Genomic DNA, 23,047 nt, shown 5'->3' with positions numbered 1-23,047 from the left:
TCAGTACCCTTGCGGCGGCAGAGCTTCGCCCTTGGGCTCGGCGACGCGCATTTCGTTGACGTCATCGGTGCCCAGTTCCTGATAGGTGCGGAAGGCCAGCACCAGCAGGAACGCGAAGAAGGAGAAGGAAATCACGATTGCCGTCAGCACCAGCGCCTGCGGCAGCGGATTGGCGGTTGGACCGGCCGGCACATAGAGGTCCATCGGGATCACCGGCGGCACTTCGCGCATCAGGCGGCCTGCGGTGAAAATCAGCATGTTGACCGCATTGCCGAGGATCGTGATGCCGATGAGGATATGCACGATGTGGCGCGACAGCATCAGATAGACACCGACGGCAAAGAACAATCCGATCAGGACGGAGAAGCCAGCTTCCATCAGTCGCTCTCCCTTTCCTCAAGCGCCAGTGCAATCGAGCCGATGGCACCGACCACCACCAGATAGACGCCGATATCGAAGAACATCGGGGTCGACAGGTCGACGGTTACGCCGAACACCTCGATGGCCGCCCACTGGCTGGTCATGAAAGCCTGGCCCGTGAACAGCGACAGGACGCCGGATAGGGCCGCCAGCAGCAATCCAAAGGCGGCAATGCTCATCGGATGGGCTTTGAGCGCCCGTCGGGCCGGCCCGACACCGGCCGAGATCCCGTAGATCGCCAGCGCCGATGCGCCCACGAGGCCGCCGATGAAGCCGCCGCCAGGCTCATTGTGGCCGCGCAGCAGCACGAAAATCGAGAACAGCACCATCAGCGCCGTAATGAACGGGGCAAAGGTGCGGAAGATGACCGAGCGCATCAGCGGGCCTCCACCGGTTTGCGAGCGGCTTTCGCCGCCATCTTGTTGGCCTTGTTGGCAGCGTTGCCGCTGTCCGGCTTCGTCTGGATCCGCACCAGGCCGAGCACGGCCAGGCCCGTCAGCACCACCACGGCGATCTCGCCCAGCGTATCAAAGCCGCGGAAGTCGACGATGATGACGTTGACGATGTTGCGGCCATGGGCGATGGCGCGGCTGTATTCAGTGAAGAACTCGGACAGCCGTCCGTCGAACGGCGTCTGCGTGATCGCCATCAGGGTCAGGGCAAGACCGGCACCAACGGATAGGGCCACCAGCCCCGTGACCAGCTTGGCGCCCAGCGGACGATGGTCGCGCGGCGACAGGTTGAGCCGGGTCATCACCAGCGCCAGCACCACCACCGACAGGGTTTCGATCATGAACTGGGTGAAGGAGAGGTCCGGCGCGCCGAACAGCATGAACAGCGTTGCCACGGCAAAGCCCTGGATGCCGAGCGAGACAATCGCCGTCAACCGGGTCTTGGCCACCAGCACCGCGCCCAGACCCAGCACGGCAATGGCAATAACGGCCCACTCGTAGAAGCGGAACTCAGGCCACTCCGGCATCGCCGGGAAACTGCCGGTGAGATACGGCGGCAGCAGCAGGGCCACGCCGGTAACGGCAAAGGTCAGCACCATGTAGGTCTGCATCTGGCCGCCCTGCAGCAGCCGCGTCACGACAGTTGACACCCTCACGATGGCAGCCACCACCTGGTCAAAGCCGCGATCCGGACCCCAGCCGATGGCCGCCAGGATCGAGGCAATGATCCCGCGCAGCCGGTCGAGCTGCAGGAACAGCACGATGCCAAGCGCGACGGTGATGATCGACAGGATCAGCGGCGCCGAGATGTAGGCCGGGATGAGATGCAGTTCGACCGCTGTCGGCGCGCCCTTCAGCGAGGACAACATCGGACCGATGAACAGGTCACCCGTCGCATGCGCCATCAGGGCGGCAGCAAGGCCGGTCAGCGACAGCACCACCGGACCGGCCCACAACAGGACCGGCCCTTCGTGGGCGTGCTTGGGCGTGTGGACCTCGGGCCCGAAGAAGGGCTTGATCGCGACGGCAGCTGCAATCACCAGCATCAGGGAATTGCCGATGACGGCGACCGCCGTCAGCAGCATCGCCCCCTGCGGCAGGCCCCAGGTGCCATAATAGAGCACTTCCTTGGCGATGAAGCCGATAAAGGGCGGCAGGCCGGCCATCGAGAGGCCTGCGAGCGCTGCCGCAGCAAAGGTGATCGGCATCGCCTTGCGCAAGCCGCCAAGCTTGGTGACGTCACGGGTCCCTGCCTCATGGTCGATGGTGCCGGCGACCATGAACAACGCGCCCTTGAACAGCGAATGGGCGAAGAGATAGAGCACCGCCCCTTCCAGTGCCTTCTCGTTGCTGGTGCCGGTCAGCATGACCAGAAGTCCGAGCGAGGCGACGGTCGTATAGGCCAGCATCAACTTCAGATCGGTCTGGCGCACGGCCAGGATGGTTCCGACCAGTAGGGTGATTGCGCCAAACACCGGCAGGATCGTCATCCAGAGTTCGGTGCCTCCCAGAACCGGATGCACGCGCATCAGCAGGTAGACGCCCGCCTTGACCATGGTTGCCGAGTGCAGGAACGCGGACACCGGCGTTGGTGCTTCCATCGCATTGGGAAGCCAGAAATGGAACGGGAACTGGGCCGACTTGGTGAAGGCACCGCCCAGGACCAGCAGCAGCACCGGCAGATACAGCGCGCTGCCGCGCAGCACATCGCCGCTCGCCAGCACCTTCGACATCTCGATCTCGCCGGTGATCTGGATGATCAGCAGGAAGCCGGCCAGCAGCGCAAGGCCACCGCCGCCCGTCACCAGCAGCGCCTGCAGCGCCGCCCGGCGCGAGGCCGCGCGCAGATGGTCAAAGCCGATCAGCAGGAACGAGGTGATCGAGGTGAGTTCCCAGAAGATGAACAGCGTGATGAGGTTGTCAGCCGTGACGAGCCCCAGCATCGCGCCCATGAACAGGAACAGGAACGACAGGAACCGCCCCTGCTGCGGATGCCCCTTCAGGTAGCCGCCCGCGTAGAGAATGATGAACGTGCCAATGCCGGAAATCAGCAGCGCGAACAAGGTCGACAGGCCGTCGATGTAGAATGACAGGGTGACGCCATAGGCCGGCACCCATTCGCGGGCGACCGTGAAGGTCTGGCCCTGCGACACACCGGACACGAAGCCGGCGAAATGGGCGAAGATCAGGAAGGGCACCAGCGCCAGCGGCCAGGCGGCGTTGTGTTTCAGGATCCTGACGGCGAAAGGCGCAATCGCCGCAGCCGCAAAGGGCGCAAGCACGGCGAGGATGGTCATGTCGGGTGCGGCGGGCGTCATGCTCACTCTTCGGCTGGTCTTGTCAGATCGTGACGTCCGGACCGGACGGCTCCGACCCGAAGGCTATGAGGAGGAAGTTAAAATTTTCGTTTGAATTGGTTCTTCCCGCCCGCAATCGCAAGGTGCCTGCGTCAAATTGGAGCGTATTTTTACGTATAGCCAGGTCTATCGGCAGCGGAGCCGCGGTTCGGCTGGTGTTTTTGGCCGCGACCCAAGCATCAGCCGCCACCGCCGGTCGGTTAGATTGGGAGTTGGACGCAGGGAATCAGTTCGCGCGAGACCCATCAGTCGCTCTTTTTCTGCTGTCCCTCAAGGATCCGTGGCATGTTGATCTCGATCCAGTCTGCCAGCACGCGCACCCGTTCAGCCGCCTCCCGGCCCAGCTCCGTCAGCTGGTACTCCACATGCGGCGGCACCACAGGCAGGGACGTCCGGGTGAGGAACCCGTCCGCCTCCAGTTGCTGCAGGGTTTGCGCCAGCATCTTTTCGCTGACCCCGCCGATCTTGCGGCGCAGGCTGCTGTAGCGGTGCATGCCTTCCAGAAGCGCCAGCAGGACCAGGACGCCCCAGCGGCTGGTCAGATGCTTCAGGATCTCGCGCGACGGGCAGGCTTCGCTGAACACCAGACCGCGCCGCAGCACATCGGACAAGGCTTCCGGCTGCGGGCTGGTTTCTCCATCCGTCTCACCGCTTTTGCGGTCAACTAGGTCCGTGCCGTCCATTGCCAGCATCCTCGTTTCAACAAAACTCATACTAACAAATTAGTGCGTACTTTCCAAAAGAAAGTTTGAGGCGCATATCAGGTCCATCGCATCCCCGAATCCGATCCAACCCGATAGGAGACCTGAACATGATTGCCTTCACCGGAGCCAGTGGCCAGCTTGGCCGCCTCGTTGCCGAAGACCTGCTCGCGACCGAACCGGCCGCCTCGCTGCGCCTTCTGGTGCGCAGCCCGGACAAGGTCGCCGACCTTGCCGCCCGCGGTGCTGAGGTTGCCGTGTTCGACTACAGCCGTCCCGAGACACTGGCCCCTGCCCTCAAGGGCGTCAGCAAGTTGCTGCTGGTCTCATCGTCTGAAGTCGGCAGCCGCGCGCCCCAGCACAAGGCCGTCATCGATGCCGCCAAGTCCGCCGGCGTCGAACTGCTGGTCTACACCTCGATCCTGCGCACGCCGCAGTCCGGCATGATCCTCGCCGCCGAGCACAAGATCACCGAACAGGACCTCGCCGCCTCCGGCGTTCCCTATGTTCTCCTGCGCAATGGCTGGTATCTGGAGAATTTCATGGGCTCGGTCCCGGCCGCCATCGAGCATGGCGCCGTCTTCGGTGCCTCGGGCGAGGGCCGCATTTCCGCCGCCGCCCGTGCCGACTACGCCGCAGCTGCCGCCGAAATCCTGCGCAAGGGTGCCGCCTCCGGTACCATCCTCGAGCTTGCCGGCGACACGTCCTTCACCAAGGCAGACCTTGCCGCCGAGATCGCCCGCCAGTCTGGCAAGCCGGTCGCCTATACGAACATGACCGAAGAGGCCTTCAAGGGGCTGCTGGTCCAGGTCGGTCTGCCGGACGGCTTTGCCGGTGCTCTCGCCGATGCCGACACCGCCACCGCGCGCGGTGAACTCTTCGATGACGGCAAGACCCTCTCCCGCATCATTGGCCGCCCGACCGTCACGCTCGCCGAGGCCGTCGCCGCGACCCTCAAGGCCTGACGCTCCGATCCTCCCGGAGTAAAATCCGGGAGGCCCTCAGCGCCCGTCCGCCAGCGCTGGCACTGCCTTCAGATAGGCCGCAATCGCCTCCCGGTCGCTGGCCGGCAGCTGCGCCATGTTTTCCTGGACGGCGACCATCTCACCGCCAACAGAATCGAACTCAGGCGTGAAGCCGGTCTCAAGGTAATAGGCAATGTCGGCCGCGCTCCAGCTGCCGATGCCGCCGTCCCCGCCCGTGATATTCGGAATGCGGCCCTCGCCGGTCGGTGCTGGCGCGCCCGCCATCCAGCGGCTGCGGTCCAGGCCGCCGAGGGCATCGCGCGGGGTGTGGCATTCGCCGCAATGGCCCGGCCCCTCGACCAGATAGCGTCCGCGCTCGAGCTGCGCATCCCCCGCAGCAGCCGGCACCACCGGTGCAGGATCCAGATTGGCCAGCTTCCACAGCCCCAATCCGCGCCGGATGTTGAACGGAAAGCCCAGGTCATGCGCCGGAGCCTTTCCGGCCACTGCCGGCAGCTGCTGCATGTAGGCTTGCAGATCCATCACGTCGCCCGGCGTCATCCGGACATAGGATGTATAGGGAAAGGCCGGGTAGTAATGCCCGCCGTCCGGCGACACGCCGGCCAGCATGGCATTGGCGAAGTCGGCCTTGGTCCAGCCGCCGATGCCGTCGTTCGCATCACTCGATATGTTCGGCGCGACGAAGGTGCCAAAGGGCGTCGCCAATTTCAGCCCGCCCGCCAGCTTCAGCTTGTCCTCGCCTTTCGCCCCCGGCGCCGCATGGCAGGAGGCGCAACCTCCGGCGTGAAACACCATGGCACCGCGCTCAGGGTCGCCATCCGGCAAGGCAGCCAGCATGGCAGCAGGAACAGAGCGCGGGGCAGTCAGCACCCAGCCAGCGGCAGCCACGGCTGCGCCAGCCACCAGGACACCTGTCAGGATCTTGCGTCGCATCCCCGCGCTCTCCGATAGGGTTACCTCTGGACCCGATAGGCCTCGTGACAGCTCTTGCAGCTCGCCAGGACCGGCCCCATCGCCGCCTTGAAGGCATCGACATCCGCAGGGCCATCCTTTCCGGAGGCCTGGGCAGCGGCTCCGGTCACGGCCGAGAATTTGGCAAGTGCCTCAGCAAAGCCGGCCGCATCTTCCCAGATCTTCGGGCTTGCGGTGGTGTTCGCCGCCATGTCGCTTCCCTCTGGGAAGAACGAGCCATAGGACAAGGCTGCTGCATTCAGCGAGGCAATCGCCGCCTTGCCGGCGGCCGGGCTATAGGCAATGTCGCCCTTCATCAAACCGCCCGACAGGCCGGCACTGGCGGCCACCGACTGCATGATCGCCTTGCGCGCGGCAACCGGATCATCCGCCGCCTGCACCGCAGGCAAAACAAACAGGACCGCAGCGGCGGCCAGAACAAATTTCTTCATCAATCTCTCCCTCAAGGCAAAACGGCGCGTCACCATCCGCGTCGCCATTGAAGGAGGATTTGCCGATAAAGCGGAAGTCACAGACGAGTGATCAAGGCGCGAGCATGCGCTCCTGATCACGCCGTCACACCTGCCCCACCACCTTGAGCGCAAAGGCTTGCACCAGCGCCACTTCCTTCAGCCGGTCAAACCGGCCGGAGGCGCCGCCATGTCCGGCTTCCATGTTGGTCTTCAGCATCAGGAGGCTGTCGCCGCTCTTCACAGCCCTCAGTCGCGCCACCCACTTGGCCGGTTCCCAGTAGGTCACGCGCGGATCGGTGAGGCCGCCAACGGCCAGGATCGCCGGATAGGCCTTCGCCGTGACATTGTCATAGGGCGAGTAGCTGGCGATATAGTCATAGGCCTCGCGGCTGGCGATCGGGTTGCCCCATTCCGGCCATTCCGGCGGCGTCAGCGGCAGCGTGTCGTCGAGCATGGTGTTCAGCACGTCGACGAAGGGCACCTCGGCGATGATACCGCCGAACTTCTCACCGCCCAGGTTGGCCACCGCACCCATCAGCATGCCGCCGGCCGAACCACCTTGCGCAACGATGCGCGCATGCGCGGTAAAGCCTTCGCCGACGAGATGGTCGGCTGCGGCGAGGAAATCGGTGAAGGTGTTGCGCTTGAACTCGCGCCGCCCCTTCGCATACCAGGCATAGCCCTTTTCCTTGCCGCCACGGATATGCGCGATCGCATAGACGAAGCCCCGGTCGACGAGGCTGAGGCAGTTGGTGTTGAAGCTCGCCGGGATCGAGATGCCATAGGAGCCGTAGCCATAAAGCAGGCAGGGCGCGGAGCCGTCCAGCGGCGTATCCTTGCGGTAGAGCACCGACACGGGCACCAGCTCGCCATCGGCCGCGCGGGCCTGCAGGCGGCGGGTAACATAGTCGGCCGGGTTATGGCCCGACGGCACCACCTGTTCCTTGCGCAGCGTGCGCTGGCGCGTCTCGACATCATAGTCATAGGTGCGCGACGGCGTCGTCATCGAGGAATAGGTGAAGCGGATCACGCTCGTGTCGAACTCGTAGCCGTCCGACAGGCCGAGCGAATAGGCCTCCTCGTCGAAGGCAATCGCATGTTCGACAGAATCCACCAGCCGGCGCACGACGATACGCGGCAGGCCATCCTCCCGCTCCAGGCGAACGATGAACTCCTTGTAGGCGGTGACCGACAGGATCAGCCGGCCGCCCTTGTGCGGCACCAGATCGCGCCAGTTCGCCCGGCCGGGATCGCTCACTGGCGCGGTGACGATCTTGAAGTCTTCGGCATCATCCGCATTGTTCAGGATATAGAACTGGCCGCCGCTTTCATCGACGGAATACTCAATCGCCGTCTCACGCGCCGCGATCAATTGCGGGGCACTGGTCGGTGCGTCGGCGGGGATGACATGGACTTCGGAGGTCTCATGGTCATGGATGTCGATGACGATGTGGCTGCCCGACTGGGTCTTGCCAACGCCCATGAAAAAGCCGGCATCGGCCTCCTCATAGACCAGCACGTCCGTCGCCGGATCGGTACCGATCTCGTGGCGGAACAGCTTCGACGGACGGTGATTGGCATCAACCCGGATGTAGAACAGATAGCGCCCGCAAGCCGAGAACTCGCCGCCGCCGGCGGTGTCCTCGATCACCGTGGCCATGTCCACGCCGGTCGCCATGTCGCGCAGCTTGAGGGTGTAGAATTCCGAGCCCTTGTCGTCATAGGCCCAGGCCAGACGGCTGTGATCGTCGGAATGGGTCGCCCCGGCCAGCTTGAAATAGGCCTTGCCTGCCGCTTCCTTGTCGCCGTCGACGAGGATCTGCTCCTCGCCACCACCGCGCGGGCTGCGGGTAAGGATCGGATGCTGGCCGCCGGTGACATAGCGCAAGCCGTATTCAAACGCTCCGTCCGGCATCGGCACGGAGCTGTCGTCTTCCTTGATGCGCCCCTTCATCTCGGCAAACAGCGTGTCCTGCAGCGCCTTGGTCGGCGCCATTTCCGCCTCGAGATAGGCGTTCTCGGCCTCCAGATAGGCCCGGATGTCGTCCGCCAGGACGGATGGATCCCGCATGACCTCCTGCCAGTTGTCAGCCCGCAGCCAGGCGTAATCGTCCTGGCGGGTGATGCCGTGGGTGGTCAGGGTGACGGTGCGCGCTTCCGCGCGCGGAGGAAGGACGGTGTGTGTCATTCAGCCGAGGTAGGTTGTTTCGAGAGGCTTGGCAAGGGGCGCAAAAGCAACACAGCTCACCGCCGATTGGCCAACACGCCTGCGTGATCTGCAGCCAGGTCCCCCAGAGGGAAATTGACTGCCGCAGCGTTTCTGCGACTGTAGTCCGGAGACAGCTCAGGGCGGGAGACGCGCCGTGGACGAGATCACCCGACTTGCCGAGGAATGCGTGACCCGGGCCTGGGGCTTTTGCGGGCTTGCGGTGCTCATGGTGATGATGGGCACGCTGTCGCATCCCCATTACAGCTTCCTGTTTGGGGCCCTGGGAGCTGGCGTCACCGGCCTGTTCATGGCCTGGTACGGCCTCACCTATCACCACCGCGCCCGGGTCGAGGACACGGAAGTCTGGCTCCTGCTTGCCCCGGACCGGCGGCCGCAGAAGGCGGTGGCGAGGGCGATGATCGCAGTTGCCATGCGCGACGCCCTGTTCGACAAGGCCCGCGTGTCTGCCCGCCTCTCCGGCGTCTTCCTCCTGCTCTCCCTCGCCCTGTTCGCAGTCGCCGCGCTGAAGGCGGGTTGAGCATCTGCCAATTCTGTTTCAGTCGAGCGCCCTCAGCCCATCGCAACGCGCCGGGTGCTTCTGTCGCGCAGCAGCAGGAAGACCACGACGGCTGCGTTGACGAGATTCCAGGCCAGACCATTGAGGAAGGCAGCGGCGTAGGAGCCGGTCAGGTCATAGATCCAGCCGGACATCCAGCCGCCTATGGCCATGCCGAAGATCGTTGCCATGATGACGAAGCCGATGCGCTGGCCGGCTTCCCTGGCCGGCAGGTACTCGCGCACGATCACCGCATAGCTTGGAATGATGCCGCCCTGCGACAGGCCGAAGATCAGCGACACCAGATAGAGCGAGGTCAGCCCGTCGAAGGGAATGTACAGCGCCAGCGCCAGCCCCTGCCCGACCGAGCCGATCAGGAGCGCGATCAGGCCGCCGAGCCGGTCGGCGATCACTCCGGAAATCAGCCGGCTGACAACGCCGCCGACCATCATCAGCGCCAGCATGTCCGCGCCCGGCGCGATGCCATAGCCAAGGTCGACGCAATAGGCGACGATATGCACCTGCGGCATCGACATGGCGATGCAGCACGCCAGCCCCGCGACAACCAGCAGGCCCTGTAACGCGCCGGGCGACAGGCCGAGATCTCGCGTTCCGGGGCTCTTCACGACACCGGCTCCATCGGTCAGCGTGCCGATGGGCCCGCCGCGTACCCGGCTGCGCAGCAACAGCGTCAGTGGCACCATGGTGACGATCAGGATCAGCGCGATCGTCAGATAGGTGCTGCGCCAGTCGCCGACGGCCAGCCCCCATTTGATGATCGTCGGCCACAGCGCGCCGGCGAGATAGTTGCCGCTGGCGGCACAGGCGATGGCAATGCCGCGCCGGCGCTGGAACCAGTGCGACACATCCGCCAGCAGCGGACCGAAGGTCGCCGCCGTGCCGAAGCCGATCAGGAACCCTTGCGCCAGGGCAAAAAGCAGCAGCGTCGGAGCCACCGCCGCCAGCGCATAGCCCGCAGACAGCGCCAGCGCCGAACCGATCACCGGCAGGATAATGCCGACACGGTCGACCCAGCGGCCGACGAGATAATTGCCCAGCGCGAAGCCGACCATCGCCAGCGTGTAGGGCAGCGACGCCTCGGCCCGGTCGACGCCGAATTCCGCCTGCACTGCCGGCAGCACCACGACCACCGACCACATGCCGACGCCGCCGAGCGTCGACAGCAGGATGGCAATCGACAGCCGGAACCAGGCATAGGCGCCATCGGGGCGCATCTGTTCATCGGTAAAGGCGGCCTGGGGCAACGGGGCACTCCGGAAAGACATATCAAAGGCGGGGCGTCAGGATAAGCGGTCCTGTTCCAAAGGGCCATCGCCTCTGTGACACGCAAAAAGGATGAGACGCAGCCGCGGCGCAAGCCTCAGGTGCCAGCCTGCGTCCGGCCGGACCCGCCATTCGCGCCGCGACCTTATCCCGGTCTGGCTTCACTCCCGCCGGCATGCCACATTTGCGGCAGACTTAAGGGAAGCTTCGCATGATCGATCCAGCCCAGACCCAAACCCCGCCCCCCGGCCCCGACATTGCCACCCGCCTCGGCCTGACGCGACTGTCACCAGTTGCGGCGGATCTGCTGGTGCGGAACGCCCGCATGGTCGCCCTGCCGCGCGGTACGACCGTGTTCTCTCCCGGACAGGTCTGCCCCGGCTGGATCCTCGTCGAAACCGGCTCCGTCCGCGTCATGATGACGGCCGACACCGGTCGCGAGATCCTGCTCTACCGGGTGGAGCCTGGCGAAAGCTGCCTGCTCACCACCTCATGCCTCTTCGGTGAGGAGCCCTATGCCGCCACCGGCCTGACCGAGACCGATGTGACCGCCCTGGTGCTGCCGGCCTCCACCGTATTCCATCTGGTGGAGAGCGAGCCGGAGTTCCGCCGCCTCGTCTTCTCCGGCTTCGGCCAGCGCATCGGCACCATTCTCAAGACCATGGAAGACGCCATCTTCCACCGGATCGAGCCACGCCTTGCCCGCCTGCTGCTGGCGCGGGCCGATGCAGAGGGCAAGCTCGACGCCACCCAGGCGGATATCGCCAGCGACCTCGGCTCTGCCCGCGAGGTCATCGCCCGCCACCTTGGCCGCCTCGCCGACGACGGCATCCTTGCCAAGGATCGCGGCCAGATCCGCATCCTCGACCGGGCAGCTCTTGCCCGCCTCGCGGCGGAATAACGCTTTGATCCGCCCGACCGCCCCGACAGTGCACCTCAGTGTGACCTAGTCACAGACCCCTTTCCCTGCCCTCGCTAGAGTGAGGTCATTCAGCGCGATCTGCGCTGTCAGGATTGCAACAGGGGACGAAACATGAGCGTCAACATGGGAAGCATCGACCGGCTGCTGCGGGTTATCGTTGGTCTGGCCCTTCTGGCCTTCGCCTTCTTCGGCCCGGCGGACATCGCCTGGAAGTGGGTCGGCTACATCGGTGTCGTGCCGCTGCTCACCGCCGCCATCGGCTGGTGCCCGGCCTACACAATTCTCGGCATCAAGACCTGCAAGGCGGCCTGAACCTGCCCAACAGCTTCAAGGCGCGATGCAATTCCATCATCGCCTTGATCCGGAACGGAAAGCTGGAACCGCCCCATGTTCTGGCTTTCCGTTTCCGGCTATTTCAGCCGCCCCTGACCCGCGTTCCGGCAAATCCGTTGCCTGCCACCTGATCACACAGGCCGGACCACTGGCACCCGCCGCAGGCCTTGCGGATCGCGCCTGTCGCAAATCCCGCCTGCAGCCGGGCAATCAGTGCTCCGTCCAGCGCCAGTTCCACGCCGGTCTCCAGCCTCAACCCCATCAGCGCCGCCACATCCGCCAGGGCCTGCGCATCCCTCAGCTTCACGCTGTCGTTGTGGCAATGCGGATCCTCGGTGCTAAGCAGCGGCGCGCAGATGTCATCCGGCCCCTCCACCAGCACGATCCGTTCCCCGGCGCGGATCCGGTCAATAATACGGCCATAGTTCACCACAAAGCGACGGCTGTAGCCCTCGCCGACAAAGGTGAGCATGCACAGGAAATGATGCGGTCGCAGCCGGATGGTCATCCCCTTGCGTACCCTGTTTTCGCCAGCCTGTCAGCGGTTGCCCTCCCCCGTCATTCCGGACAAGGTGAGCACAGCGAACCGCAGATCCGGAATCCAGACATCAGCCGCGCGACAGCGCGACAAAACTGATCCGGCGCAAGCCGCAGGTTCCGCCGCTTGGGCGCTCGCTTGCGCTCGCACAGAGGCGCTGGATTCCGGATCTTCGGGTCGCTCCCGCTCCCCTCGCCCGGAATGACGGAGGGAGACGATGTCCATGAATGCTCGAATTCACGTGCATTTCATAAGAAACGCATGCATAAATTGCATCATGAGTGCGTATGTCTACATTCTGGCATCGGGTCGGAACGGAACGCTTTACATCGGCGTGACGACGTCTCTGCCACAACGCATTCATCAGCATCGGCAGGGTTATACGCCCGGCTTTGCCTCTCGATACCGCGTTTACCTACTTGTATATGCAGAAGCGCATGAGCGGATCGACGAAGCCATTGCGCGCGAAAAGCAGCTGAAAACTTGGAACCGCGCTTGGAAGGTCGAGCTTATCGAAGCGTCCAATCCCGAGTGGCAAGATCTTTCGGCCGATATGTTGCTCTAGTCAGACAACCATCACCCCCCCGTCATTCCGGACAAGGTGAGCACAGCGAACCGCAGATCCGGAATCCAGCACATCTGTGCGAGCGAAAGCGACGCGCAAAACCATTTCACCGCCTGAATGTGACCGCCGGATCTGTCTCGTCGCGCTACGCGCGGCTGATGTCTGGATTCCGGATCTGCGGTTCGCTTGCGCTCACCTTGTCCGGAATGACGGGCGGAAGGCGAGGGGAGCGACAGCGCGACACAACCAATCCGGCGCAAACCGCAATTGCTGTCGGTCCCGCTCCCCTCGTCCGGAATGACGACCTAAAAAACAAAAAAGCCCGGCGTCGCCGCCGGGCCTTCCAAAATCACACGTCTGAACCCGCTTACTTGGCTGCGGCTTCGTACATTTCCAGCACATAGTCCCAGTTGACCAGGCTGTCGACGAAGGCCTCCAGGTACTTCGGGCGGGCGTTGCGGTAGTCGATGTAGTAGGAGTGCTCCCACACGTCGACGCCGAGGATCGGGGCGGCGCCATGGACCAGCGGGCTTTCGCCGTTCGGGGTCTTCATGATGACCAGCTTGCCGTCCTTGACCGCAACCCAGGCCCAGCCGGAGCCGAACTGGGTGGTGCCGGCGGCGATGAAGTCGGCGCGGAACTTGTCATAGCCGCCGAGGTCGCTGTCGATGGCCTTGGCCAGAGCGCCCGGGATCGACGTGCCGCCGCCATTCGGCTTCATCCACTTCCAGAAGTGGATGTGGTTGTAGTGCTGGCCGGCGTTGTTGAAGAGGCCGGCGTTCTTGCCGAAGCTCTCCTTGACGATCTCTTCCAGCGACTTGCCTTCCAGACCACTGTCCTTCAGCAGGTTGTTGCCGTTGGTGACATAGGCCAGGTGATGCTTGTCGTGGTGATACTCAAGCGTCTCCTTGGACATGTAAGGGCCAAGGGCGTCATAGGCATAGGGCAGCTCGGGAAGTTCGAAAGACATCGCAATTCTCCTTCAGGAATGATCAGCAGGAGACCGCAGGCCGATCTTGGCCCGAGCCCCCTGTGGGGAGAGCACAGCGGGGATCCGTAGATCTACCTCCCGCGTCGCTGCGCAAGATAGGCGTCTTGCCGCCACCGGGCAATGCCATCAGCGCAATAAAAAAATATTTTTCTTCGTTTATTGAGGCGCGCGTCTGCCACCTGCCGCTCAAGTCCGGACACCTCCCGGTCAAGCCTGCCCTTCACGGCTCCCGGCCTCATGCGTCCAATCAGACGACTGTCCACATGAAACGGCGAGGTGAGGCAAGGCCGGGCTTTCCTGACGACGGAAGGCTGGCACCCTCAAGCTATGAACATGATTTTCAAGGTGATTCGTCACAGGCTTGGGGAAAGGCTCCGGGAAAGCCGCCGCCCGCTTCTGCTTGTTGCCGGCGCAACTGCTCTGGCGCTTGGCGGGGCGGCGACCGCAGCGACAGGGGGCGGAAAATCCGCCGCCAGGGTGATCGACGGCGACACGATCGAACTGGCCGGCGAGAAGCTGCGCCTTGAGGGCATCGACGCACCGGAACTCGCCCAGACCTGCGCTCTGCCCTCTGGCGACAGCTACCCCTGTGGCCGGCAAGCCGCCCGGGCGCTCACCCGTCTGCTCGCCGCCGGTCCGGTCACCTGCATCGGCGAGATCCGCGATGACTACGGCCGGCTTCTGGCCACCTGCCATGCGGGCGGGGTCAATGTGAATGCCGAGATGGTCCGTTCGGGCCATGCCTTCGCCTTCCGCCGCTACTCGCAGAGCTACATTCGCGAGGAAGACCAGGCGCGCAGCGAAAAGGCCGGCCTCTTCGCCGGCGCAGCCGAAGCACCCTGGGACTTCCGCGCCCGCAAATGGGCCGCCGCAACCAGCGATCCGGCCCCCGGCGACTGCCGCATCAAGGGCAACATCAGCAAGTCCGGCCGCATCTACCACATGCCCTGGTCGCCCGCCTACGCCCGCACCCGCATCAATGCGCGCCAGGGCGAACGCTGGTTCTGCACCGAAGCCGAAGCCCTCGCCGCCGGCTGGCGCGCGGCAAGGTAAGAAGGCGGCTGGTCCTGGGACCTGCCAGTCCGGTTACTTGATTGAAACCGCAGAATTCCGGCTCAGCCCTTTTCCCGGCTTGGCAGGCGCGTGGGGGGCGTTAGGGTGCAGGCGTCAGTCACCAGCGGAACGTCCGCCTTGCCCAGCCCTCTGCCGCCCCGGATTACGCCCCAGATCACCCCCCTTGCCACGGCCTTTGGCGGGCTTCTGGCCCTTGCCGGGGCCATGGGCATCGGCCGCTTTGTCTATACGCCGATCCTGCCCTTCATGACCGAGGGCGTGCCCTTGTCGCCGGCAGAAGGCGGATTGATCGCGTCGGCAAATTTTCTCGGCTACCTGATCGGCGCTCTGTTGGCGTCCCTGCCCGGCCTGCCCGGACAGCAGCGGACCTGGCTGGTCGGCGCGCTTGGCGTCAGCGTTGTCACGAGCCTGGCTATGTCTGTCGCCGGAAACCTTGCAAGCTTCGCCGGGCTGCGTTTCGTCAGCGGGCTTGCCAGCGCCTTCGCCTTCGTCTTTGCCGCCGCGCTTGTGCTGGACCGTCTCGCCCGGCTCGGCCGCCCGGGCTTGTCGGCGCTGCATTTTGCCGGCGTCGGGCTCGGCATTGCCCTGTCGGCCCTGCTTGTGGCGGGTCTGGCGGCAGCCGGCAGCGACTGGCGCGGGCTGTGGCTTGCCTCCGGCGGCGTCACCTTCATCCTGGCCGTCGCCGTCACCCGTCTCCTGCGCAGCACGCCGTCAGCGGAAAACCGTCCGCAGACTGCCGTCGCGGGTCCCGCTCGCCTGTCGGCCAGCGTCATCCGGCTCATCATCGCCTATGGCCTCTATGGGCTCGGCTATGTCGTCACGGCCACCTTCGTCTCCGTCATTGCCCGGTCTGACCCCGCACTCGCCTCGGCCGAGGCGCTCGTCTGGCTGACGGTCGGCCTGACCGCTGCCCCGTCGATCCTGATCTGGAACTGGGTGGCAGGCCGGATCGGCGCGGCCTATGCCTTTGCCCTGGCCGCCGCACTGGAGGCGGTCGGCGTGGTGCTGTCGGTGATCAGCAGTTCCCCGCTTGGCATTCTCGCGGCCGCCGCCCTGCTTGGCGGCACTTTCGTCGGCATCACGGCGCTCGGCTTCATCGAGGCGCGCCGCCTGACCGAAGGCGATCCGCGCCGCCTGATCGCCGCCATGACCGCCAGTTTCGGCCTCGGCCAGATGCTCGGCCCGAGCTTTGCCGGATTTGGCGCTGACCTGACGGGCAGCTTCCTGCTGCCCTCACTGGCTGCCGCCACCTGCCTGATCCTGTCGGGCGCGCTGATGCTGTGGCCCACGCGCCCGGACAGGATCGACTGATGTTCAGGCGTGGGCAAAGGTCCAATACAGCTCCCGCGCCCGGGCCGCGACCGGACCCGGCGCGATCTGCCGCGTCTCGATCCGGTTCACAGGCACCACCTTGGAGTAGTTGCCGGTGGAGAAGATCTCGTCAGCGGTCAGGAACTCGCCATAGCCGATGGTCCGCTCGACAACCTGGTACCCGGCGTCGCGCAGCAGCTTGATCACGCGCTGGCGGGTGATGCCATTCAGGAACGTGCCATTCGGCACCGGCGTATGAACAACGCCATCCTTGACCATGAACACATTGGCGCTGGTCAGCTCGGCCACATTGCCCAGCATGTCCAGAACCACGGCATTGTCGAAGCCGCGTGACTTGGCCTCGACCATGGCGCGGGCGTTGTTCGGGTAAAGGCAGCCGGCCTTGGCGTTGACGGGCATCGTCTCCATCGTCGGCCGGCGGAAGGGCGACAGGGTGATGGAAAATGCGCTGCCGGCCGGGGCCAGCGGCGCCTCGAACAGGCACAGGCAGAAGCGGGCGCTGTCCGGATCGGCGGCAATCACGCCCGGGCCATCGCCCTCGGCCCAGTACATCGGCTTGATATAGACCGCACTGCCGGGCTTGAACTTGGCCGCGCCTTCCTTCGACAGCTCGGCCATCTCGCCCACCTGCATGGTCGGCTTCAGGCCGAGGGCCAGCGCCGAATCATTGACCCGCTGGCAATGCAGGTCGAGGTCGGGAAACACGCCCTCGAAGAAGCGCGCCCCGTCAAAGACGGTGGATCCCAGCCAGCTGGCATGGCTGCGCGGGCCCATCAGCGGCGGATTGCCCTCGATCCAGCGGCCATCGACATAGTTCCAGGTTTCGCTAAAGGCGCTCACGGCGTTTCTCCCGATCAGATTGATTGCCGCAGACCAAACCGCCTTCGCAGGCCAAGGTCAACCTTTTGCCGGCTCCTTGGCAAAAAACGCGAAATTCGTGCGCCACAGGATATTTGTTCTGTTTTTGTTCGGCTAAACAGGCTACATTCGGGAACATTTTCAACATCCATGCTGAAAGCTCGTCCGATGCAGCAACGCCTGTCCCTGATCACCCTCGCCGTCGAGGATCTCGCCATCAGCCGCCGTTTCTTCGAGGAAGGGCTCGGCTGGACCGCCTCCAGCGAAAGCCAGGAGGGCGTTGCCTTCTACCAGCTGCCCGGTCTTGCCCTTGGGCTCTATCCGCGCGCGGCCCTTGCCCGCGACATCGGAGCGGAGATTCCGGCCGGTGCCCATTCCGGCTTCACGCTCGGCTGGAACGGGGCCAGCGAGACCGAAGTGGATGACGCCTATACCCGGGCGCTGGCGGCCGGGGCCACACCGGTCGTTCCACCGGAAAAGGTGTTCTGGGGCGGCTACTCGTCCTATGTGCGCACGCCTGACGGCCACCTCCTGGAACTCGCCTTCAATCCCTTCTGGACCCTGGCTTCGGACGGTAGCCTGAAGCTGCCGGGCTAGGCCGAAGCCTTCGGCGCGGCGCAAACGCCCGGCATCGAATAGATGCCGGTAATTTTGTTGCGCCAAACCACCACCCATTCCGCATAAAATTGTTTGTGCATTGCACAATATGCTTGACGCATGCCGCAGAGGGTTGTCATCTGTTGCCGCCTAAAGTTTCGGCAACATGCCTCTTTCCTGACGGAGCACCCGATGGCCCATTCGGCCTATGTCTTTGATGCATACGGCACCTTGTTCGATGTTCATGCCGCCGTGCGCAAACACGCCGAGAAACTGGGCCCGGATGCGCAGCAGTTCTCCTTCGTCTGGCGCCAGAAGCAACTGGAGTATTCCTGGGTCCGCGCCTTGATGCAGCGTTATGCCGATTTCTGGCAGCTCACCGAGCAGGCGCTGGACACGGCTTTCGCGCTGTTTCCCGATGCTGATCGCGGCCTCAGGGCCGATCTGCTAAACGCCTACTGGGCGCTGGACTGCTATCCGGAAGTGCCGGAGGTGCTGACCACCCTGAAACAGTCCGGCGCAAGGCTCGCCATCCTGTCCAACGGCACGCCGTCGATGCTGGAAGCTGCGGCCAAGGCGGCCGGGATCACCGAGCTGCTCGACGAGATCTTCTCCGTCGACATCTTGCGCACCTACAAGACCGATCCGCGCGTCTACGAGATGGTGACCAACCACTTCCGTGTCTATCCGGAGGCGATCTCGTTCCAGTCGTCGAACCGCTGGGATATCGCCGGCGCCAAGGCCTATGGCTTCCGCACCGTCTGGATGAACCGCGCGGGCCTGCCCGATGAATATCCGGATCTCGCCCCTGCCGCCGTCCTCTCCGATCTCAACGGCCTGCCACTGCTCGGCTAGGCCGGATCCAGATTTGGCACAACGAAAAGCCCCGCGTCTTTCAACGCGGGGCCAGATTGCTGACAAGCCCTCTATGGTCATCCCGGACGCAGCGAAGCGGAGATCCGGGACCGGAGAGCCAAGGTCTTTCCGGGGTTAACGGATTGAAATATTGACGCCTCGTCTCTCCGGTCCCGGCTCGGCGCTGCGCTTGGCCGGGATGGCTTCGGTGAGGTCAAGGTATGTCACCATCCTCATCCCGCGTCTTTTAACGCAGGGCCAATCGTCGAGAAGGTCTGTCCCGCGTCCGGCTCGGGCATGGGGCATAGCGGGTGAACCGGACACGGGACAGGTCGGGCCGTCACGGCACTGACGGCCCTGCGGGGAGTGGCCACTGACCTTTCGGGGTGGGTCAGAAGGCGTAGGCCACACCCAACATCAGGCGATGATTGGCGGAAAAGTCCTTCACCGTCTTGGTGCCGAACTTGTGCTTGTCCGCCGCGATCGCGGTGAGGGTATAGTCGGCACGGGCGCGCAGGTTGTCGGTCAGGGCCACTTCAAGACCGGCACCGACAGAAGTGCCCAGATGCATGCTCTTCTTGGCCTTGAAGCCCTGCACCTGATAGCTGTGCTGGGTGGCAGCAAGGCCAACCGACAGATACGGCATGAAATTGTCGATCGGCAGACCGATGCGACCCTTGACGCCGAAGCTGTAGGGCGAGGACGATTTCACCTGGCCGAGGCCGGTGACCTGCGACTTGAGCTGGCCACCGAGGTAGGTGGCGGAACCTTCCACGCCGAGAATTACGCGCGAGACTTGCCAGTTGTAGCCGGCAAAGGCGCCGAAAGCTGCGTCAACACGCGAGTTGGTCTTTTTGGTCGAACCAAACTCGGTCTTGGTGGCCGAGCCGGATACGCCCGCCTCGACACCAAAATAGGCGCCCTCGAACGGGTTACGCTTGCGCTGGGTCTCGATGACGCTGGAGTTGTCGTAATCCGGCAGCGGCTGAGCGAGGTCGGCGGCTAGGGCGCTGCTGCCCCAGACACCAAGGAGCAGCACCAGCGGGGAGGCAAGGATGCCGGCGAATGTTGCCCGGGAACGGATAAGGGAATGCATGGGAGGGTCGTCTCCGTGGATCTCGATAAAGTCGTCCGCATCAATTTATTATTGCGAAACGATAATTCGAAAAAGCCTTGTTTTTATTTTTTTGTCAAGCACGATATTTTGCGCTTGCGAAAGGCCGGCTTGACCTGTAGTGACGAGACTGCAAAAGACTGTCAGAGAGCGAATGATGAAGCCCGCAAGTACCGCCACGTTTCCCGAGTCGAACGATGAGCGCGCCCGCCGTCTGAAGCGCATCAGCACCATGGCCGTGTGGCTGAAGTGGTTTTTGACCGGCATGGCGGCGATCTGCATCCTGTTCGGCCTCCTGGTGATTTTCGTGCTGATCCTGCCAAGTTTCGTGCAACTCGATCCGGAAGATACGATCGACATTGGCGAGGTCTCGAGAGGCCTTATGACAATTAGCCTTGGACAGCGCATGTTGATGGCAACCTTTCTGATTATCAGCATTGCAGCAGTTGTGATGTTGCTCTGGAAGCTCCGCCAGCTTTTCGCCCAGTTTGGCCGGCTGGATTTCTTTTCCAGCCGCACCCTCTCCTTCATCGTCGAGACTGGCTGGTGGCTTCTCGCGCTCGGTGTTCTTGATTTCATTGCCGACCCGATAGGATCATTCATCCTGACCTATGATCTTCCTGCCGGGCAGCAGCAGATATCTTTCGCTATCGAAGCCGGGCAGATCCTGTTCCTTGTCTTTGGACCACTCACCTTGTTGTTTGGCTGGGTCATGCGGGAGGCTGCGCTTGCGTACGAAGAAAACCAGCAGTTCGTTTGAAGGAACTGACATGCCCATCATCATCGAGCTGGATGTGATGCTCGCGCGCCGGAAAATGCGTTCGAAGGAGCTTGCCGAGAAGATCGGCATTACCGAGCAGAATGTGTCCCTGCTGAAGTCTGGCAAGGTCAAGGGCGTGCGTTTCGAGACCCTTGAGAAGATTTGCGAAGTTCTCGAATGTCAGCCTGGCGATATCCTCATCTACAAGCATGAGGACGCTCAAGGCTGACGCCGGTGCTTTGGCTCGGTCGCCAGCCTCGCGCAAGCTTGGCGGCTTAATTCCGGGCGCAAGTCCTCCGGCCGGTGCCCTTCAGCTTTGCTCCCGGCGACACCTCATCCGGGATCCCGCCATGCCACCGCCCCCAGCTTCCCAGCCGTTTCGCGCCCGTCAGCTTCGCCCTGCCCTGCGCTCGCGCATGCGCGGCGGGCGGCTCACCGATCTGGCTTGCAAGCCGCTGGCCGACTGCACCATCTATGATACGCTCGACAACGGGATTGGCGTGATCGTGGCAACCAATGCCAACCTGCCGGCACGTCTGCTGCTGCATGATGATCTGGATGTCACCATCGCCGAAGCCCGCGTGCTGTGGCGCGAGGGACGTCAGCTTGCGCTGGCCCTGGAGACAGACCCGGTCGGAGCAAGCCTGTTCTCCATGATGCCCTGACAAGAAGCGCAAAGCGTGCTTTCGCCACCCCTCATCTGGCGTGGCATGTCAATTTTTTTCTTCTATTTTTCTTCAAGTTCTGCACTTTCAGTCAAGTTCTCCCATCACATCTCCCCCTCCGGAATCGCAATGGTTAATTCCTGCGGGGAAACGTAAGACTGCGGCTTCACGTTCTTCTCACGCGGCGGCAGTATGCTTCACATGATCAACCGCCTCCCCACGCATCCTGCGTCCAGTGGATTGAAGGTCTATTTGTGGGGCCTTGCGGTCCTGACGATCAGCTGCACGGTGATCCTGGCCGGGCTCTCCACACGGTCCTGGTATGTGGAGCTGAAGCAATCCCGGATCCATGCCGATGTGATCGCAGACTTTGCCCGCTATCTGGAGACGGGGACCCGCATCTCTGCGGAACGTGGCCCGGCGAATTCCTACATGGCCGCGCCCGACGGTGCCCGGGCGGACTATCGCACCGATTGGGAAGCGGCTGTAGCCGAAACGGACGCGCTGCTGGACTATATCCGCCCGGATGTGCCCCCGGATCTCATTGAAAAGGTTTACGATCAGCTCGCCATTGCCAGGCAGCTCGTCGCCATGGCGGGCGAGCGTCCCCGTCTCAGCCGCCGCTATGAAGATATCCAGGCGGCGATTGATGCGATGTTCAAGGTGCATGATCACTTCGAAGCGGTCCTGCGCTGGCGGATGGCCGTGGCGCTCGAGACAGAGCCGGATCTCATCGATGTGCTGTTCAAGGGGATGATTCTGGCGGACCTGCGCGAGCAGGCTGGCCGGCTTGGGTCTTTTGTCATTCCCCCGCTCGTCACCGGCGAGCCGATTCGCAGTCGCCATGTCATCGAAAGCCAGCAGGTGCGCGGGCGGCTCTTGGCAACATGGATGCTGATGGAGCCTCTTGCCGCGTCTCTTGACCCTGATTCGGAACTCGGCCAGCTCCTCGACCGGACGCGACAGGACTTTTTCATCAATGGCCTTGCCTTGCGTGATCAGCAACTCGGGCTCGACGCGACACAGACGCGTCCGGTGATCGACGCGATCACCTTCACCCGGGCCTATGTCGCCTCGATGCGGCCGCTGCAGCAGCTGCGGGCGGGACTGATGGAGGACATCCGTCTCACCTATCTTCGCAAGGAGCAGGCAGCCTGGAGCGGTATGGTGCAATCGATGGCCCTGATGCTGACGATTGTCCTGCTGGTTGCCGGCCTGGTGCTGGCGATGCAGCACTACATCTTCAATCCGCTGCTGGATGCGTCTCGGGCGATTATCGCCCTTGCGTTTGATCAGCCGCCACTGCCGACGCGGCCGCGGCGCCACGTCGCCGAGATCCGCCTTGTCCATTCCGCCCTGGCGATCGTTGCCGACAAGCTGACCGAGCGCCGGCGCATGACCGAGGAGTTGCATCTTCTGGCCACCACCGATGGCCTGACCGGCCTTCTCAATCGCCGGACCATCGACGACATCGGCCATCGTTTGGCCGAAGGCACGCGCAGTTCCGATGTGCCGCACCTGATCCTGGCCGACATCGATCACTTCAAGGCGATCAACGACTGTTTCGGGCACCCGGTCGGCGATGATGTGCTGCGGGAGATCGGCACCGTCCTGCGCCGCACCTTGCGCAGCCAGGATCATGTCGCCCGCTATGGCGGCGAGGAGTTCGCCGTGCTTCTTGTCGGCCAGACCAAGGCGCAAGCCGCCTGTGTTGCCCGCAAGCTGCGCAAGGCGATCAAGGCCCTCGAGCTGGAATCCCCGGATGGCTATGCAATCCGCCTGACCGCCAGCTTCGGCATTGCCGGCGGCGCGGACGCCGACTGGGAAACCATTGTCCGCCGGGCCGACCAGGCGCTCTATGCAGCCAAGGAAGCCGGCCGCGACCGCATTCGATTTGGCTGACCTCAAACAAAAGCGCCGCGCCCTTTCGGACGCGGCGTTGCGATTGATCGTAGACCTCGACCTCTCCGCCGTCATCCCTGTCTATCCGAGCGCCTCTTGCCAGATTGATCTGGTGGAGCGTGAATGGTCCGCGGGCGGAGCACCGTGTCATC

General features: G+C 63.7%; 25 protein-coding genes. 13 read left to right on the top strand and 12 right to left on the bottom strand.

All coding sequences use genetic code 11. From position 1 onward, the window contains the following. From ACTIFE_RS13075 to ACTIFE_RS13060, 4 genes are all read right to left on the bottom strand, one after another. Nucleotides 1-378, bottom strand: a complete 378-nt coding sequence (locus ACTIFE_RS13075) for a Na+/H+ antiporter subunit C (RefSeq protein WP_439529596.1) — start codon at nucleotides 376-378, stop codon at nucleotides 1-3. Then, nucleotides 378-797, bottom strand: a complete 420-nt coding sequence (locus tag ACTIFE_RS13070; RefSeq protein ID WP_439529595.1) for a Na+/H+ antiporter subunit B — start codon at nucleotides 795-797, stop codon at nucleotides 378-380. Before ACTIFE_RS13070 ends, ACTIFE_RS13075 begins: the two co-directional genes overlap by 1 nt. Beyond that, complete coding sequence (locus ACTIFE_RS13065; protein ID WP_439529594.1) at nucleotides 797-3,190, bottom strand: putative monovalent cation/H+ antiporter subunit A; 2,394 nt, start codon at nucleotides 3,188-3,190, stop codon at nucleotides 797-799. The genes ACTIFE_RS13070 and ACTIFE_RS13065 overlap by 1 nt, the downstream gene beginning before the upstream one ends. 284 nt (nucleotides 3,191-3,474) lie before the next feature. Continuing rightward, a complete protein-coding gene (locus ACTIFE_RS13060) occupies nucleotides 3,475-3,912 on the bottom strand; it encodes a winged helix-turn-helix transcriptional regulator (protein ID WP_439529593.1) in 438 nt (145 codons plus the stop codon). 128 nt (nucleotides 3,913-4,040) lie between these two features. On the opposite strand from ACTIFE_RS13060, the gene ACTIFE_RS13055 reads away from it, so the two are divergent. Then, nucleotides 4,041-4,895 (top strand): SDR family oxidoreductase, encoded by an 855-nt coding sequence (locus ACTIFE_RS13055; protein WP_439529592.1) that lies wholly within the window; start codon nucleotides 4,041-4,043, stop codon nucleotides 4,893-4,895. Nucleotides 4,896-4,931: 36 nt separating this feature from the next. Here the strand turns inward: ACTIFE_RS13055 and ACTIFE_RS13050 are convergent, their stop codons facing one another. From ACTIFE_RS13050 to ACTIFE_RS13040, 3 genes are all read right to left on the bottom strand, one after another. Then, nucleotides 4,932-5,849 (bottom strand): c-type cytochrome, encoded by a 918-nt coding sequence (locus ACTIFE_RS13050; protein WP_439529591.1) that lies wholly within the window; start codon nucleotides 5,847-5,849, stop codon nucleotides 4,932-4,934. Nucleotides 5,850-5,869: 20 nt separating this feature from the next. Further along, nucleotides 5,870-6,319, bottom strand: a complete 450-nt coding sequence (locus tag ACTIFE_RS13045) for a c-type cytochrome (protein WP_439529590.1) — start codon at nucleotides 6,317-6,319, stop codon at nucleotides 5,870-5,872. 124 nt (nucleotides 6,320-6,443) lie between these two features. Continuing rightward, nucleotides 6,444-8,528 carry a S9 family peptidase gene (locus ACTIFE_RS13040; RefSeq protein WP_439529589.1) on the bottom strand — a complete coding sequence of 695 codons (2,085 nt, stop codon included), beginning with the start codon at nucleotides 8,526-8,528 and terminating at the stop codon, nucleotides 6,444-6,446. A 175-nt stretch (nucleotides 8,529-8,703) separates the two neighbouring features. Between ACTIFE_RS13040 and ACTIFE_RS13035 the strand changes: the two genes are divergently transcribed. Further along, the gene (locus tag ACTIFE_RS13035) at nucleotides 8,704-9,087 is read left to right on the top strand and encodes a hypothetical protein (RefSeq protein ID WP_439529588.1); all 384 of its coding nucleotides are present in this window, start codon (nucleotides 8,704-8,706) and stop codon (nucleotides 9,085-9,087) included. Nucleotides 9,088-9,119: 32 nt separating this feature from the next. On the opposite strand, the gene ACTIFE_RS13030 is transcribed toward ACTIFE_RS13035, so the two are convergent. Continuing rightward, complete coding sequence (locus ACTIFE_RS13030) at nucleotides 9,120-10,340, bottom strand: MFS transporter (protein ID WP_439529682.1); 1,221 nt, start codon at nucleotides 10,338-10,340, stop codon at nucleotides 9,120-9,122. Nucleotides 10,341-10,600: 260 nt separating this feature from the next. Between ACTIFE_RS13030 and ACTIFE_RS13025 the strand changes: the two genes are divergently transcribed. Both ACTIFE_RS13025 and ACTIFE_RS13020 read left to right on the top strand, forming a co-directional pair. Next, nucleotides 10,601-11,290, top strand: a complete 690-nt coding sequence (locus tag ACTIFE_RS13025; RefSeq protein WP_439529587.1) for a Crp/Fnr family transcriptional regulator — start codon at nucleotides 10,601-10,603, stop codon at nucleotides 11,288-11,290. A gap of 132 nt (nucleotides 11,291-11,422) precedes the next feature. Then, complete coding sequence (locus tag ACTIFE_RS13020) at nucleotides 11,423-11,623, top strand: YgaP family membrane protein (RefSeq protein WP_439529586.1); 201 nt, start codon at nucleotides 11,423-11,425, stop codon at nucleotides 11,621-11,623. Between the two features lie 103 nt (nucleotides 11,624-11,726). On the opposite strand, the gene ACTIFE_RS13015 is transcribed toward ACTIFE_RS13020, so the two are convergent. Continuing rightward, nucleotides 11,727-12,152: a DUF1284 domain-containing protein gene (locus ACTIFE_RS13015; protein ID WP_439529585.1), complete on the bottom strand. Its 426-nt coding sequence runs from the start codon at nucleotides 12,150-12,152 to the stop codon at nucleotides 11,727-11,729. A gap of 307 nt (nucleotides 12,153-12,459) precedes the next feature. Between ACTIFE_RS13015 and ACTIFE_RS13010 the strand changes: the two genes are divergently transcribed. Further along, complete coding sequence (locus ACTIFE_RS13010) at nucleotides 12,460-12,747, top strand: GIY-YIG nuclease family protein (protein WP_439529681.1); 288 nt, start codon at nucleotides 12,460-12,462, stop codon at nucleotides 12,745-12,747. A gap of 367 nt (nucleotides 12,748-13,114) precedes the next feature. Here ACTIFE_RS13010 and ACTIFE_RS13005 read toward each other — a convergent pair whose 3' ends face one another. Continuing rightward, nucleotides 13,115-13,717 carry a superoxide dismutase gene (locus tag ACTIFE_RS13005; RefSeq protein ID WP_439529584.1) on the bottom strand — a complete coding sequence of 201 codons (603 nt, stop codon included), beginning with the start codon at nucleotides 13,715-13,717 and terminating at the stop codon, nucleotides 13,115-13,117. A gap of 354 nt (nucleotides 13,718-14,071) precedes the next feature. Between ACTIFE_RS13005 and ACTIFE_RS13000 the strand changes: the two genes are divergently transcribed. Both ACTIFE_RS13000 and ACTIFE_RS12995 read left to right on the top strand, forming a co-directional pair. Then, a complete protein-coding gene (locus ACTIFE_RS13000) occupies nucleotides 14,072-14,791 on the top strand; it encodes a thermonuclease family protein (protein WP_439529583.1) in 720 nt (239 codons plus the stop codon). A 138-nt stretch (nucleotides 14,792-14,929) separates the two neighbouring features. Beyond that, nucleotides 14,930-16,123 carry a YbfB/YjiJ family MFS transporter gene (locus ACTIFE_RS12995; RefSeq protein ID WP_439529582.1) on the top strand — a complete coding sequence of 398 codons (1,194 nt, stop codon included), beginning with the start codon at nucleotides 14,930-14,932 and terminating at the stop codon, nucleotides 16,121-16,123. A 3-nt stretch (nucleotides 16,124-16,126) separates the two neighbouring features. Here the strand turns inward: ACTIFE_RS12995 and ACTIFE_RS12990 are convergent, their stop codons facing one another. Further along, nucleotides 16,127-16,984, bottom strand: a complete 858-nt coding sequence (locus ACTIFE_RS12990) for a branched-chain amino acid aminotransferase (protein ID WP_439529581.1) — start codon at nucleotides 16,982-16,984, stop codon at nucleotides 16,127-16,129. 168 nt (nucleotides 16,985-17,152) lie between these two features. Here ACTIFE_RS12990 and ACTIFE_RS12985 point away from each other — a divergent pair, with 168 nt between their 5' ends. Both ACTIFE_RS12985 and ACTIFE_RS12980 read left to right on the top strand, forming a co-directional pair. Further along, the gene (locus ACTIFE_RS12985) at nucleotides 17,153-17,599 is read left to right on the top strand and encodes a VOC family protein (protein WP_439529580.1); all 447 of its coding nucleotides are present in this window, start codon (nucleotides 17,153-17,155) and stop codon (nucleotides 17,597-17,599) included. A gap of 192 nt (nucleotides 17,600-17,791) precedes the next feature. Beyond that, nucleotides 17,792-18,454, top strand: coding sequence for a haloacid dehalogenase type II (locus tag ACTIFE_RS12980; protein ID WP_439529579.1), 663 nt, complete (start codon nucleotides 17,792-17,794; stop codon nucleotides 18,452-18,454). A gap of 391 nt (nucleotides 18,455-18,845) precedes the next feature. Here ACTIFE_RS12980 and ACTIFE_RS12975 read toward each other — a convergent pair whose 3' ends face one another. Beyond that, nucleotides 18,846-19,550, bottom strand: a complete 705-nt coding sequence (locus ACTIFE_RS12975; protein WP_439529578.1) for an outer membrane protein — start codon at nucleotides 19,548-19,550, stop codon at nucleotides 18,846-18,848. A 172-nt stretch (nucleotides 19,551-19,722) separates the two neighbouring features. Between ACTIFE_RS12975 and ACTIFE_RS12970 the strand changes: the two genes are divergently transcribed. From ACTIFE_RS12970 to ACTIFE_RS12955, 4 genes are all read left to right on the top strand, one after another. After that, on the top strand, nucleotides 19,723-20,328 hold the full coding sequence (locus ACTIFE_RS12970) for a DUF2975 domain-containing protein (RefSeq protein ID WP_439529577.1): 606 nt from the start codon (nucleotides 19,723-19,725) through the stop codon (nucleotides 20,326-20,328). A gap of 10 nt (nucleotides 20,329-20,338) precedes the next feature. Further along, entirely contained in the window at nucleotides 20,339-20,557 is a 219-nt protein-coding gene (locus ACTIFE_RS12965; RefSeq protein WP_439529576.1) for a helix-turn-helix domain-containing protein, read from the top strand. A 121-nt stretch (nucleotides 20,558-20,678) separates the two neighbouring features. After that, nucleotides 20,679-20,993, top strand: a complete 315-nt coding sequence (locus ACTIFE_RS12960) for a hypothetical protein (RefSeq protein ID WP_439529575.1) — start codon at nucleotides 20,679-20,681, stop codon at nucleotides 20,991-20,993. 201 nt (nucleotides 20,994-21,194) lie between these two features. After that, entirely contained in the window at nucleotides 21,195-22,895 is a 1,701-nt protein-coding gene (locus ACTIFE_RS12955; protein ID WP_439529574.1) for a GGDEF domain-containing protein, read from the top strand. Nucleotides 22,896-23,047 lie beyond the last annotated feature (152 nt).

It is taken from the genome of Pannonibacter sp. (assembly GCF_051860505.1).
In the GTDB taxonomy this organism is placed as follows: Bacteria; Pseudomonadota; Alphaproteobacteria; order Rhizobiales; family Stappiaceae; genus Pannonibacter.
Note: the sequence above shows the minus strand (reverse complement) of the source record. Positions and strands in the feature narration are given on the sequence as shown.